Raw genomic sequence first — 13880 nt, 5'->3', positions numbered from 1 at the left:
TGCGTTCGGTTGAGCGCAACGGGACGGCTTTCTACTAGAAGGGCTGGCCACTGGGTGCGAAGGCGCTTACGGCTGCCCGAACACCAGCTCGACCAGCCTCGGCAACTGTTCCCCAGCCGGCCCCTTCAGCGCGTATTCCCGGGTGCGCCGAGTGAGTTCCGGTTGCGGATTGACCTGTACGACGGTCGCCCCGGCGCGCCAGGCCCGCCCTGGAACTTCGGCGGCCGGATAAACCATTCCGGAGGTGCCGACCGATAACAGCACGTCGCAGTGCTCGGCCGCTTCGAATGCCGCGGCCAATGCATTGGCCGGCAGGCTTTCACCGAACCAGACCACGCCAGGGCGAAGCGGCCCTGCGCAGGCCCGGCAGCGAGGCGGCTCCAGGCGCCGCCCGCCTTCGGGTTCGCTTGGCATGCCCGGCGGGTCGTCGGCCGCGCGACCGCATTCGAAGCATCGCGGTTGGTGCAAGCTGCCATGAAGATGGATCACCTCGCGACTGCCGGCACGCTCGTGCAGGTCATCGACGTTCTGCGTGATCAGCGTCAGCCGCGGTACATGGCGGGCCAGTTCGGCGATCGCGAGGTGCGCCGGGTTGGGTTGGGCCTGCAGGACCTTCATGCGGCGCCATTCATACCAGCCCCAGACCAACGCGGGATCGGCCCGGAACGCGTCCGCCGTCGCCAACGAAGACGCATCGAAACGTTCCCACAGCCCGGTCAGCGCGTCGCGAAAGGTTGGAATGCCGCTTTCCGCGGAAACGCCAGCACCGGTAAATACCACGACGTGCTGGGCACTACGCAAGGTTTCGGCGAGTGACATGGACTGCATCGGTGGCTCCTCGGCGGCGGACCGGACGGTCGAACAGCACCCACCAATACCATCCGGCACTACAGGATGCCAGAGCAGGTCGGCGTCCCGGCGGGCAGGTCGCTCGCCGCGTGCATGGCAAGCAAACTGCGCCTCCCGGATCGTCAGGCTGTGCTCAGCGCTGCTCGCTCAGTTGCCTGAATGCGGTCAGTGCGCGTTCACGGCTCATCGGCAGATCGACGATGGGCATCGGGTATTCGTCGGCTGGGAACAGGCCGTTCGCCTTCTGCGGGTGATGGATGTCGCGCCCGTCCAGGGCTTCAAGCTCTGGAAGCCAGCATCTGAGAAAGCGTCCGTCCGGATCGAACCGGGTCGACTGGCTCATGGGGTTGAACAGGCGGAAATAAGGCACCGAGTCGGTGCCGGTCGAAGCGCTCCATTGCCAGCCGCCGTTGTTGGCCGCCAGGTCGCCATCAATCAGATGCTGCATGAACCACCGTTCGCCTTCGCGCCAGTCGATCAGCAGGTTCTTGCTCAGGAACATGGCAGTCACCATGCGCAGCCGGTTGTGCATCCAACCGGTGGCCAATAGCTGCCGCATCGCTGCGTCGATGATCGGAAAGCCGGTGCGACCCTGCTGCCAGGCCGCCAGGTCGTCCGCTGCCCGTCGCCAGGGAAGTCGCTCGGTTTCGCTGCGAAACGCACGCCCCATCGAGACGCGCGGGTAGCCGACGAGAATGTGCTTGTAGAACTCGCGCCAGAGCAACTCGTTGATCCAGGTGACCGCGCCGGGATTGCCGCTGTCGAGCTCGCCACGATTACTGGCCAGTGCGGCGTGCAGGCATTGCCGCGGCGACAGGACGCCGGCGGCGAGATACGGTGACACCTGGCTGGTACCCGGTTCGGCGGGAAAGTCGCGCTGCGACTGGTAATCCGCCATGCCATGCTCGGCAAAGGCCTGCAGGCGTCTGTGTGCGGATGTTTCGCCAGCCGGCCAGTAGCGTTGCAGCGCCGGGAGCGGTGAGGCCATACCTGCTATCGACGCGGGCACTGGATCGCTCTTTACCGCCAGCCAGGGTTGCGCCGCGGGTGTCGGCAGGCAGCGTGGTAGCGAGTGGCTGAGCCGGTTGTAGCAGACCTTGCGAAATTGGCTGAACACCTTGAAGCATTCCCCCGCCAGGGTCCGGATACTGCCAGGGGCGAAGAGCAGCTGGTCCAGATGGCGGTGGAACGGCACGTCGTCCGATCGGAGTGCTTCGGCGACGGCCTGGTCGCGGCGGCATTCGTTGACCCCGTACTCATCGTTGGCATGCACGGCGCCGATCCGATGGGTCCGACACAGCTCGGCCATCAGCGCTGGAACTTCGCCCCAGTTGTCCAGGGTACGGATCAGGAGAGGAACGTTGAGTTCGCTCAGACGCCTCGACAGCTCGGCAAGGTTGCGTAGCCAGAAATCGATCTTGCAGGGCGCATCGTCGTGGGCGCGCCACTGACCTGGTGTAATCACGTACAGCGCCAGGGTCGGGCCGGCATTCATCGCTGCGGTCAGCGCCGTGTTATCGGCCACTCGCAGATCGGTGCGTAGCCAGTACAGCTGATTCATCGAATAGGACCTTGGGGTTTCTCGAACAAGGGATGTGCCTGCAGCGCGTCGAGCGCCGCGAGGGCGTCCGCGGCGAGGATCAGACCGTCCAGGTCACGTAGCTCGGCCTGATGGATGCTTGCGGTCGGGCCTGCCAGTAACAGGGGCAGCCGCTGCGGGTCGGCGAGGCGGGGCAGTTGTCGCCTCAGATCGCCGCTGTCCAGCGACTGGCTGCCATAGAGCAGCAGCCCGCAGGGATCCAGCCTTGCCAGTGCCAAGGGCAGTTCGGTAAGGGGAACGGGCCACTCGATGACCTCGACCGGCCAGCCTGCGCTGGAGACGAGCCAGGCACAGAGCCATAGACCGGGTTCGAAGCGCCGCTCACCCAGCGGCACCAGCAACAGTGGCGCACCGCTGTGCTGGCGGTTGAAGTGGTACAGGCGGCTCCCGAGTTTTGTCCGCAGCCAGGTATTGAACAGACCACGCTCCAACTCGGCGCCGAATTGTCCGGTCCAGCGGCGTTCGAGGCTCGTCAGCAACGGCAAAAGCAGGTGCTCGCAGAGCGTTCGCGGCGGATAGAGCGAAAAGGCACGGTTGAAGCTGTCGTCGAGCTGCCGCTCGTTCAGCTGCGCGATCGCCTGTTGCATGTGCTCATGCAGATCACGCCAGGGGTTATGTTCGTCCAGGTCAACGACCTGTTGGCTATCCATCAGGTGCCTGACCTGGCTGACTGCTACACCGCGGTCGAGCCAGCCGAGGATGCCGCGGATCCGTTGCACATGGCTGCTGTCGTAGAGCCGATGGCCTTTGGCAGTGCGGCGCGGCACGATCAGCCCATAGCGCCGTTCCCAGGCGCGCAGTGTGACCGGATTGACCCCAGTGAGGCGTGCCACCTCGCGGATCGGAAACCAGCCGTGCGAGCCCGTCACGCAGGATTCATCATCGAAAGTTGGGCTCATGTCAGATGCCATTGCGCAGGCTGAGGTCTTCCGGGTGGGGCTGCAGGTAGACCTGCGTAGCCACGTAGCGGTCGGGATGGCGGCGGAAATGATGCTTGAGCAAGGTCATCGGCACGACCAGCGGCACGACACCTTCACGGTACTGGTCGATCAATCGTTGCAGCTCCTGCTTGTCCTGCGTACCCAGGTCGCGCTTCAGGTAGCCACTCAGGTGCTGCAGCACATTGCTATGGGTGCCGCGCGATGCGGTCTTCTTCAATGCCACCATCAGCTGGCTGAAGTAGGTGGGCGCGAATTGTTCCAACGGTTGCTTGCCGACGGTGGCGACCAATCTGCCGAGTGCCTTGTACTGCACGGGGTCGGTTGCCATCAGCTGGTACTTGTAGCGCGAGTGGAATTCGACCAGCGCCTTGCAGGTCAGGCCGCTCGCCAGAAGTCGCTGCCATTCGGCGTAGGCGAATATTCGGGTCAGAAAGTTTTCTCGCAGCACCGGATCGTTGAGGCGGCCGTCTTCCTCGATGGGCAGATCTGGCTGTGCCTGCATCAGCGCGCGGGCGAACAAGCCGGAGCCGCCGCCCTCGATCGGATGACCGCTGGCCTGATAGACCTTTACCCGTTCCATGCCGCAGGAAGGTGACTTCTGCATGAGGATGAAGCCGCAGATGTCTTGCAGCTCCGCGGCGACCTGATTGCCGTAGGCCGTCAGCGCGTCGGTGACGTCCAGCTCGGCGTTCACGCTGCCTACCGCTCGCGGTTGGTCCGGGTCGCCAACCAGGCGAATGGGTTGACGCGGCGTGCCCAGGCCGATCGCCACCTCGGGGCACACCGGCACGAACTCGAAATGCCTGGCGAGCGTCTCGCTGCACAGGCGCGACTCCTTGTGGCCGCCGTTGAATCGCACCGGCTTGCCGAGCAGGCAGGCACTGATGCCGACTTTTATGGGCGCACGAAACGAGTTGAGCATGGGGCGACCTCACTGCGGATTGTACAAGTCGAAGTATTTGTACAAGTTGGATCATCTTAAGTTCTCTGTTGTACAAGTCAACGCCTCTTGTATAACCCTGCAGCGCAAAAGGCCCCGGGTTTGCAGCGTCCGGACGAACGGGCATAGGCGCACCGCTGCTGCGGGCTGGCGATCGGAACGGTCCAACGGCAGAGTCAAGCGCGCTATATGAAATGTCTGGGCAAGGTGGCTTCGGCTGCTTGGCCGCTGGGCTTGCGGGCCGTACCTCGCGTCTGTCGAGCGATCGGCTAAGCTGAAGTAAATCTGTACAAGAATTTGTAGATGTATAAGATGCCGCATTCGCCGTGCGGCTGTTCGCCGGCCGGCCAGCGTCGACGCAGGAGAGGAGGGCGCCATGAACATACTGATCACCGGCGGTACCGGACTGATCGGACGGGCCTTGTGCAAGCAGTGGCTTGCCCAGGGGCACCACCTCTGGGTCTGGAGCCGCTCACCTGAGCGGGTGGCCGAGCGCTGTGGCCAGGCAGTGACCGGGGTCGGTCGGTTACAGGAGATCGATCAGGTCCCTCTGGATGCGGTGGTCAACCTTGCCGGAGCGCCGATCGCCGATCGACCCTGGACGCGTTCACGGCGCTTGCTGCTGTGGAACAGTCGAATCAACCTTACCGAGCAGCTGATCGAGTGGCTTGGCGAGCGTCAGCAGCAACCACAGTTATTGATATCCGGCTCCGCGGTTGGCTGGTATGGCGATGGCGGGGAGCGCGAACTCAGCGAAGATGACGGCCCGTCTGGCAACGACTTTGCCAGTCAGCTGTGTGGCGCCTGGGAGGAAAGTGCGCTGCGTGCCAAGCGTCTCGGCGTTCGCGTCGTGCTAGTGCGCACCGGGCTGGTGCTGGCGCGCGAGGGTGGCTTTATGCAGCGCTTGCTGCCGCTGTTCCGGCTCGGGCTGGGCGGGCGTCAGGGCAACGGTCGGCAATGGATGCCGTGGATCCATATAGACGATGAAATCGCCTTGATCGATTTTCTGTTGCATCAGTCTGCGGCCGATGGTCCCTACAATGCGTGCTCGCCCAACCCGGTGCGCAATGCCGAGTTCGCCAAGGCGTTGGGCCGCAGCCTCGGTCGCCCGGCCTTGCTGCCGGTGCCCGCGTTGGTACTGCGAACGACTCTGGGCGAACTGTCCGGCTTGATTCTCGGCGGGCAGCGAACGGTCCCCGCGCGCCTGGAGGCGGCCGGGTTCCGTTTCCGCTTCGCCGATCTGGATGCGGCATTGGCGGACCTGCGCAAGGCATAGACCCTGTGTGAAAATAGCGCCGCCGGCCACGAGGGCAACGGCGCGATCCCTTAAATCAGTAGTCAGGAATGTGCATGTCCGAGCAGGCGTTGTTGTTGGTCAATCTGGGTTCGCCGGCCTCCACCGAGGTGGCCGATGTACGGCGCTATCTCAACCAGTTTCTGATGGACCCTTATGTCATCGACCTGCCGTGGCCCGTTCGCCGCTTGCTGGTTTCGCTGATTCTGATCAAGCGTCCGGAGCAGTCGGCGCATGCCTATGCCTCCATCTGGTGGCCAGAGGGCTCGCCGCTGGTGGTCCTCAGCCAACGCCTGACCGAAGCGGTCCGCCCGCATTGGACCGACGGGCCGGTGGAACTGGCGATGCGCTACGGTGAGCCGTCGATCGAGCGCTCGCTGCTCAAGCTGGCCGCGCAGGGCATTCGGCAGGTTACCTTGGCTCCGCTGTACCCGCAGTTCGCCGACAGCACGACGACGACCGCGATCGAGGAGGCGCGGCGGGTGATTCGTGATCACCGTCTGGACATGCAACTGGCGATCCTGCAGCCGTTCTTCGACCAACCGGAATACCTGGACGCCCTGGTGCACAGCGTGAAGGCGCACCTCGAGCAACCGTTCGATCACTTGCTGTTGAGCTTTCACGGTTTGCCGGAGCGGCATCTGCACAAGACCGACCCGACCGGCTCGCATTGCCTGCGTAGCGCTGATTGTTGCCAGCGGGCCGAAGGCGCGGTACTCGCCAGCTGCTACCGTGCCCAATGCCTCCAGAGTGCCGCTCATTTTGCCAAGCGGGCCGGGCTGAGCGCCGATCAATGGTCGGTGTCGTTCCAGTCGCGCCTGGGGCGGGCCAAATGGATCGAGCCCTATACCGAGGCGCATCTGGAGGAGCTGGCCGCCAAGGGCGTGAAGAAGCTGCTGGTGATGTGCCCGGCCTTTGTGTCCGATTGCATCGAGACACTGGAGGAAATCGGCGACCGCGGCCGCGAGCAGTTCATTGCGGCGGGTGGAGAGGATCTGCAGCTGGTGCCCTGTCTGAACACCGACCAGCGTTGGGTCGAAGCACTGGTCACCCTTTGCCGGCGGGCCCCGCTGGCGCTGTAACGGCGCCGCGAGGCGGGCCGTCTGCCCAGCGTGGCGGCCCAAGCAACGTCAGTGAAGATGCTCGAGCGGCAGCGCTTCGAACGCTTCCAGCGGCACCGGCTGGCTGAACAGGTAGCCCTGGAACATATCGCAGCCGTTAGCGATCAGCAGCGCGCGCTGCGCCTCGGTTTCGACGCCTTCGGCGATGACTTCCAGATTGAACCCGGCGGCAAGCGCGCAGGTGGCGCGCACGATGGTCTGGCTGGCGGCATCGTCGGCCAGCTGGCGAACGAACGACTGGTCAATCTTTAACTGGTCAAGCGGCAAGCGCTGCAGATAGGCCATCGACGAATAGCCGGTACCGAAGTCATCGATGGAAAAGCGGATGCCATGCTGTTTCAGCGTTTTCATTCGAATGACCGCTTCTTCCATATCGTCCAGCAGCAGAGATTCGGTAATTTCCAGTTTGAGCAGGCGCGGGTTGGCGCCGGTGCGCGCGAGCAGTTTGAGCAAGCGGCGGATGAAATCGGCCTGGTACAGCAGGCTGGCGCTGAGGTTGACGGCCAGCGTCAGATCGCGCCACTGCGGCCGTTCAGCCCAGGCGGCAAGCTGTTCGCAGGCCTGGGTGAGCACGACGAAATCCAGCACCTCAATCAGCCCGGCGCGCTCGGCTGGCGCGATGAAATGGATCGGGGAGAGCAGCCCGCGTTGCGGATGTCGCCACCTCACCAGCGCCTCGGCGCCGACCAGCCCGCGGTGCCGCTCGATCTGGGGCTGAAAATGGATCACGAATTCGCCCGCCTCGAGGCCACGACGAATTTCGTCTTCCAGCCGCAAACGTTCCTGGACCGCGTACTGCATGCGAGGGTCGAAGAAGCGCAGGGCGTTCTTGCCGGCCTGCTTGGCTTCGTACATCGACATGTCGGCGCGCTTCATCAGCTCTTCGGCATCGCCGTCGCTGGCGTTGATCAGCACCACGCCCATGCTCGCGCTGCTGTGCAGCAGCAGTGAGCCCAGGCGGTAAGGTTCGTTGAGCGCGGACAGGATCTTTTCGCCTATCTGCTCGGCTTGCGCGGCGGCATACTCAGCGTTGGTATCGAGGTCTTCGAGCATGACCACAAACTCATCGCCGCCCAGGCGAGCCACGGTATCGATGCTGCGCACTTCGCCACCGAGCCGCTCGGCGACGACGCAGAGCAGTTGATCGCCTGCCTGATGGCCGTGAAGGTCGTTCACGTTCTTGAAGTTGTCCAGGTCGATGAACATCAGCGCGCCGTACCGCTGACTTCGAGCCGTTGCAGCGAGGGCCTGCCGGAGACGATCGAGCAGCAGGCGGCGGTTGGGCAGACCGCTCAAGGGGTCATAGAAGGCCAGATGATGGATGCGTTCCTCGGCCTGCTTGCGCTCGGTGATATCGGTAAACGCCGCCACGTAGTTGGAAACATTGCCCTGAGCGTCGAGCACGGTGCTGATCGTCAGCCACTCGGGGTACACCTCGCCACTTTTGCGCCGGTTCCATATCTCCCCTTGCCAGGCGCCGGTCTGCTGGATGCTCCGCCACATGTTCACGTAAAACTCCGCCGAATGACGGCCGGATGCGAGCAGGCGCGTGTCCTCGCCGATGGCTTCTTCGGCGCTATAGCCACTGATTTCACTGAATGCCTGGTTGACCCGCAGGATGCGGTTTTCGGCATTGGTGATGATCATGCCCTGCTGCGACTCGAAGGCGATCGCGGCGATACGGCGCTCCTGTTCCGCATGTGCGCGGTCGCTGATATCCCGGCTCAGGCAGACCACCGCGGGCTTGAAGGACTGGGCCAGATTCAGGCGCTGGGCCCGAACCTCGTAGACCTTGAGGCCGTCGACGGTCTGAATGGAATACTCGAGCAGGCCCGGGTTGTGGGTGGCGAGCGTGGAGCGGATCAGTTCGTGGAACCGTTCGGCCTGCGCCGCCGGTAGTACATCGTCGAGCGTTTTGCCGACCAGCCTGTCCTTGATGTCGTGAAGCAGGGCAGCGTCGTTCGCGATGACTTCCACGTAGCGGCCGTCTTCATCGATTACCAGCAGGACATCGGGAATCGCCTGGGTAATCGCCCGCAGGCGGGCCTCGTTCAGGTGCATCGCCCGTTCGATCTGCTCCCGGTTGAGCATGTCCGCCAATAGCAGCCCCAGCAGCACCACCGCGGTCGGCAAGACAAGCAGCATCGGAATGGCTATTTGTTCGAGGGTAGGTTCGACGAAAGGGGCCGGTAGCAGCAAGAGCGAGGCCACCACCCCGGCATGCAGCAACAGACCGAACGCCAGCAACTGCCAGAAGCCAACCGCTATTCGCTCACGGCGATAGAAGTAGCGGTAGCCGAGCCCCAGCCCGATGGGCAGCAGCACGTTAATCAGCCCGACCCAGACCCCGGAACCGCCGAGCCATACCCGATAAGCGCCCGCCAACAGCCCGGCGATTCCGGCCACGAGCGGCCCTCCGAACAGCGCGGCCATGCTCAGCACTACAGTGCGCGCATCGAAGATGATGCCCGACTGTACAGCGATGGGCATGAGCATGCCGGTGATGCAGGCGCCGCCGAACCACAGGCCAGCGATAAGCTGCTCTGGCAGTTGGCGCTTCTGCCCCCAATGGCGCGCCGTGAAGGACAGCAACCAGCAGAGCGCGAGCAGCACCGTGGCGTTTTCGACGAAGGCGTAAGAAGTCAAATCAACGGATCCCGGTGTAGCCGCCGTAGAGCATGGCGATAACTTGATGGCAGATGGCTATTATTCGCATTTTGGTACGTCCGTACACCAGCAATGTACGAGCCACGTTCTCAAGTGCAAAAAGGCCAGCCTCGAACGGTGACCATCTGTGTTGGGTATCGGCGAAGCCGAAGCAGACTGAAGGGCGGCGTAACGACCGCCGGACGGCAGGCGCTCAACCGCCGATAGTGGCGAGCTGCTGACGCAGGGCGGCGACTTCGGCTTCCAGTTCACGCACACGCTGCTTAGCTTCGACGGTCGCGGTGACGTCTTTCTGGATGCCGATGTAGTAGGTGAGCTGGTCGCCTTCGTTGAAGACGGGGGTAATCGACAGCTCGTTCCAGAAGGCCGTGCCGTCCTTGCGGTAATTGCGAATGGTGTGCCGGCAAGGCCTGCCTTCGCGAATCGCCTCGCGAATCGCGGCGAGCTCAGGCTGGTTACGGTCGTCGGCCTGCAGGAAACGGCAATCCTGGTAGAGAATCTCGTCGACTTCGTAGCCGGTGAGCCGCTGAAACGCCGGGTTGGCGTAGATGAGGATGTTGTCGTCGCCTTCCTGCTCGGCAACCACGATTCCGTCATTGGAGGCCTCGACCACCAACTGCAGCAGTTTTGCATTGATCATGGGATGTCTCGTATCCGTCTTCGCCGGCATTCTAGTTCAGTTCCCCGGCGGTGGCGCAACGCTGGTGTGCCTGCAGCATGCTGCTCCGGCGCGGTGCTGCACTGGTCGGCAGCGGCCTCGAACGGGCACCTGCACGCCTGATCGAATGGCGCCCGATGCGGGGCGTATCGCCGCGGCGGGGTCTCGGGTCGACCACCCTGCGCTACAATGTCTAATCCTTTCTATTGAACCGACCGTGTCATGACCGAAAGCGCCCGTGCGTCCACCTTGCATTACTCCGAGTCGTTCAAGCAGCAAGAGCTGTTTCCGATCAGAGAGGTTTCCCGGCTGACCGGTGTCAACCCGGTTACCCTGCGCGCCTGGGAACGTCGCTATGGCTTGATCCAGCCGACCCGCACCGATAGCGGCCATCGTCTGTATTCCATGGCCGATGTCGAAGCGGTGCGCAGGATTCTGGCCTGGACCGAGCGTGGTGTGGCGGTCAGCAAAGTCGGCAGCATTCTGTCGCGCAGTGAGACAAGCAGGACCGGACGGCCTCTGGAACAGGCCCAAGCGATGACCAGTGAGTGGGGCGAGTGGCAGGCGCAGGTGCAGCATGCCGTGAGTCGTTTCGACGAGACCCGTCTCGATCAGCTATACGGCCAGATCTTCTCGACATACCCATTGCCGGTGGTGTTTCAGGACATCCTGCTGCCGCTGTGGCAGCAAATGCTGGTGTGCCAGAGTGAGTTCGGCCAGACCAGCGAATGGTTGTTCTTCGACAATTACCTGCGTGCGCGGGCGCTGCAACGGCTGCAACTGGGGCGGGCTCAGACGGAAGATCGCGTGGTCCTCGCGGCGATACCGGGACACTGTCGTGAGTTGGAGTTGCTGGTCGCTGGGCTGCTGCTGTCCTGTGATCAGGTGGCGGTCAGCGTACTGGCAATAGGGCAGCCGCTGGACGAGCTGGCACTGGTCTGCGAAAAACTGCAGCCGCGCGCACTGGTCCTGTATGCCAATGCCCCGCCGAAGATGCCGCTGCTCAGGCAGGTCGGCAAGCTGGCTCTGCGGCTCGACTGCCCGCTGGCCATGGCCGGCGAGACAGCTGAGGACGCGCTGCGAGGCTCACCCATCGCCAGTCTGGGTAGCGTCAGCAGACTGATGCAACGCCGGCTGCTGCAGTTCCTCGACGGCAAGCTGGACACCTAGCCGCGTCGACGCTTGCAGCGCGGCGCACGGCAAACGATGCTAAAGCGGCATTGTGACCGGTGGCGACAGGCGCGATGCTCATCGCGATCCAGCCGGAACGGGTAACTCATGCAGCCTCCATCCGACCTCTCCCGACGACCACCGCAGACGACGCTAGCCAACGGCCTGCGGGTGCGTCTGTTGCCCCAGTCGGGCCATTCGCAGGCGGCGGTCTTGCTGCGCGCCCATGCCGGAGCGCACGATGCGCCGCGGGACTATCCCGGATTGGCGCATTTCCTCGAGCATCTGCTGTTTCTCGGCAGCCGCGGCTATAGCGCGGAAGACGGCCTGATGGCGTTCGTCCAAGCCTGTGGCGGACAGCTGAACGCATCGACTCGGGAGCGGCACACCGACTTCTTCTTCCAACTGCCGGCCGCACAACTCGAACCCGCCTTGCATCGCCTGCTGGACATGCTGGCGCATCCGCTGCTCGATCCTGCCGCCCAGGTGCGCGAACGGGAGGTGCTGCAGGCGGAATTTCAGGCGCGCGCGCAGGATGTCGAAACGCTGTGCGACGCGGCGTTGGGCACGGCCTTCGACCAGCACCATCCATTCGCCGGCTTCCACGCAGGCAACCGCGACACCCTGCCGGTGGAGGATCACGCGTTCCAACAGGCGCTGCTTGGCTACCACCAGCGCTTCTACCACACCGGCCAGATGGAGCTGCTCATCACCGGCCCACAGACGCCTGCCCAGTTGCAGCGGCTCGCCGAGCGTGCCGATGGCCTGCTCGCCGCGGGCTGCACGGTCATGCGCGAGGCGCCGCCGCTACGCTGCACCCGCGATGCCTGGCTGCGGCTGCACATCGATAAACCCGAGCCCCGTCTGAACCTGCTGTTTGCCCTCGAACAGTTGCCCGAACAGGCGCAAGCGGCGCTGGATCTCCTGTCGTTCTGGATCACCTCGCAAGCGCAGCAGGGTTTTGCCCGACGCCTGCGCGACGCCGACCTGTGTCATTCGGTCAAGTTGCGCACACCCTACTGGTACGCGGGGCAGGGCGTGGTCGTGGTTGAGCTGTTCTTGACGACGCGGGGGCTGGCCGAGCGTGCAGCAATCGTCGACGCAGCGCTCGACTGGTTGCGTCACTGTTCGCGCGAGTCGTATTGGCAAAGCGGCTATCCGGAATACCAGCGTGTGCGTCAACGCAGCCTGCAGGGCGCCGAGCCTCTGGCGAGGCTGCGGCACTGGGTAGAGCCGCTGGCCTGGAGCCGCGACAGCGATGAGCACGCGGTTCGCCAGGCGTTCGCCTCGCTGGTGGCACAGATGGTCGCCTCGGGACCGCTGGTGATGACCGCTGACCAGTCCGACTGCGCGCCGCTCGCACGTGCGGGCTTCCCGTTACGACTCAAGCACGAGCCGCCACTGCATGCGACCCGAACGGCATGGCAATGGCAGCCGCCGGCGATCAATCCCTGGTTGCAGCCCGCCAGCCATACGTACGAAGCGAGTTCGCTTTCGCCGGCATTGCACTGGCACGGGCCGGTCGATGCGGGCGGCCAGGGCGCGCTGCATGTGCGTTGGCAGTTTCCAGCAGGGCAGGCCGAGTCGGGGCTGCGCCAGGTGCTGCGACACGCCCTCGAGGCCAGCGACTGGGCGGTGCAGCAGGCAGGTGTGACACTGCGCTTCGAGGATCTGGGACACGCCTGGTGCCTGAGCCTGATGGGTTTCGCCGAGGCCATCCCAGCGATACTTATCGATCTATCCCATGTGCTGCGAAACCCGCCCGAGGCATCCTTTACCCAGGGGCGGCGGCTTGCGGCGCGTGAGGCCGCACTGGCCGGCGACGGCATGTTAATTCGCCAATTGCTCGACCGCTTGCCGCGATTGCTGGCAGATGCATCGGCCGTCCAGGCGCGTGGCGAGTCGCTGGAGCCGAGCAGGCTCCTGGCACATTGGCGATCGGCGCAGTGGCAGGCGCTGGCGACAGGCTTCTCGCCGACCCTGAGTGGCCCCTTGTCCGATGCGCTCGACGCCTTGCCGGGGTCCGCCGCGCCAGCGCCGAAAACGCCAGTCGTTCAAACGGCGGGGCTGCGCTGGCATGACGTGAGCAGTGGGACGGTGCTACCCGAAACGGCTCTGCTGCTGTTCTGCCCGTTGTCGCAGCAAAGCGCTGGTTGCGAGGCCGCCTGGCGCGTATTGGCCCGGCTGATCGAAGGACACTTCTTCCGTCGCCTGCGCAGCGAACTGCAACTGGGCTACGCGGTTTTCAGCCGTTTCTGCCAGTTCGGCAGCCACCCCGGCATCCTCTTCGCGGTGCAATCGCCCACGGCGTCGGCGGCGCAGATACTCGCGCATATCGAGACGTTTTTCGCCGACTTCGCCAAGTGCCTGGACGCCATGCCGGCCGAGACCATCGAGCGAGCCTCGCAGGCTGCGAGTGAAACGCACCTCATCGCCGAAACGGACCTGCGGGCTCGCGCGGAACAGCTTTGGCAATGCCTGCAAGCCGGGCACGACAGCCATCGCCCGCGCGAGGTCGCAACGGCCATGCATGCATTGCAACGCCAGGACCTGACGGATGCCCTGGCAGCACTGCGCGCCCGCACCGCGGGCTGGGTCGTGGTGGCCAACGCCGCCGCACCCGATGCCACCTGGGCCTGA

General features: G+C 64.2%; 10 protein-coding genes. 4 read left to right on the top strand and 6 right to left on the bottom strand.

Annotated features, from left to right (window positions below; translation table 11 throughout):
• Positions 1–66: 66 nt before the first annotated feature.
• The 4 genes from KVO92_RS02725 to KVO92_RS02710 form a co-directional block, all read right to left on the bottom strand.
• On the bottom strand, positions 67–828 hold the full coding sequence (locus KVO92_RS02725) for an SIR2 family NAD-dependent protein deacylase (RefSeq protein ID WP_217474148.1): 762 nt from the start codon (positions 826–828) through the stop codon (positions 67–69).
• Between the two features lie 154 nt (positions 829–982).
• Positions 983–2410, bottom strand: a complete 1428-nt coding sequence (gene phrB, locus KVO92_RS02720; RefSeq protein ID WP_217474147.1) for a deoxyribodipyrimidine photo-lyase — start codon at positions 2408–2410, stop codon at positions 983–985.
• Positions 2407–3348 carry a MerR family transcriptional regulator gene (locus KVO92_RS02715; protein ID WP_217474146.1) on the bottom strand — a complete coding sequence of 314 codons (942 nt, stop codon included), beginning with the start codon at positions 3346–3348 and terminating at the stop codon, positions 2407–2409. The genes phrB and KVO92_RS02715 overlap by 4 nt, the downstream gene beginning before the upstream one ends.
• Before the next feature lies 1 nt (position 3349).
• On the bottom strand, positions 3350–4312 hold the full coding sequence (locus KVO92_RS02710; RefSeq protein ID WP_217474145.1) for a YbgA family protein: 963 nt from the start codon (positions 4310–4312) through the stop codon (positions 3350–3352).
• 394 nt (positions 4313–4706) lie between these two features.
• On the opposite strand from KVO92_RS02710, the gene KVO92_RS02705 reads away from it, so the two are divergent.
• On the top strand, positions 4707–5606 hold the full coding sequence (locus KVO92_RS02705) for a TIGR01777 family oxidoreductase (RefSeq protein ID WP_217474144.1): 900 nt from the start codon (positions 4707–4709) through the stop codon (positions 5604–5606).
• Between the two features lie 74 nt (positions 5607–5680).
• The gene (hemH, locus tag KVO92_RS02700; protein WP_217474143.1) at positions 5681–6706 is read left to right on the top strand and encodes a ferrochelatase; all 1026 of its coding nucleotides are present in this window, start codon (positions 5681–5683) and stop codon (positions 6704–6706) included.
• Between the two features lie 48 nt (positions 6707–6754).
• Here hemH and KVO92_RS02695 read toward each other — a convergent pair whose 3' ends face one another.
• Both KVO92_RS02695 and KVO92_RS02690 read right to left on the bottom strand, forming a co-directional pair.
• On the bottom strand, positions 6755–9391 hold the full coding sequence (locus KVO92_RS02695) for an EAL domain-containing protein (RefSeq protein WP_217474142.1): 2637 nt from the start codon (positions 9389–9391) through the stop codon (positions 6755–6757).
• Positions 9392–9605: 214 nt separating this feature from the next.
• A complete protein-coding gene (locus KVO92_RS02690) occupies positions 9606–10052 on the bottom strand; it encodes a PAS domain-containing protein (protein ID WP_217474141.1) in 447 nt (148 codons plus the stop codon).
• Positions 10053–10292: 240 nt separating this feature from the next.
• Between KVO92_RS02690 and KVO92_RS02685 the strand changes: the two genes are divergently transcribed.
• Together KVO92_RS02685 and pqqF are read left to right on the top strand one after the other, a co-directional pair.
• On the top strand, positions 10293–11240 hold the full coding sequence (locus tag KVO92_RS02685; protein ID WP_217474140.1) for a MerR family transcriptional regulator: 948 nt from the start codon (positions 10293–10295) through the stop codon (positions 11238–11240).
• A 108-nt stretch (positions 11241–11348) separates the two neighbouring features.
• Entirely contained in the window at positions 11349–13880 is a 2532-nt protein-coding gene (gene pqqF / locus KVO92_RS02680; protein WP_217474139.1) for a pyrroloquinoline quinone biosynthesis protein PqqF, read from the top strand.

Source organism: Stutzerimonas stutzeri, from assembly GCF_019090095.1.
GTDB classification, from domain to species: domain Bacteria; phylum Pseudomonadota; class Gammaproteobacteria; order Pseudomonadales; family Pseudomonadaceae; genus Stutzerimonas; species Stutzerimonas stutzeri_AN.
This window is presented reverse-complemented; position numbering and strand designations above follow the sequence as displayed.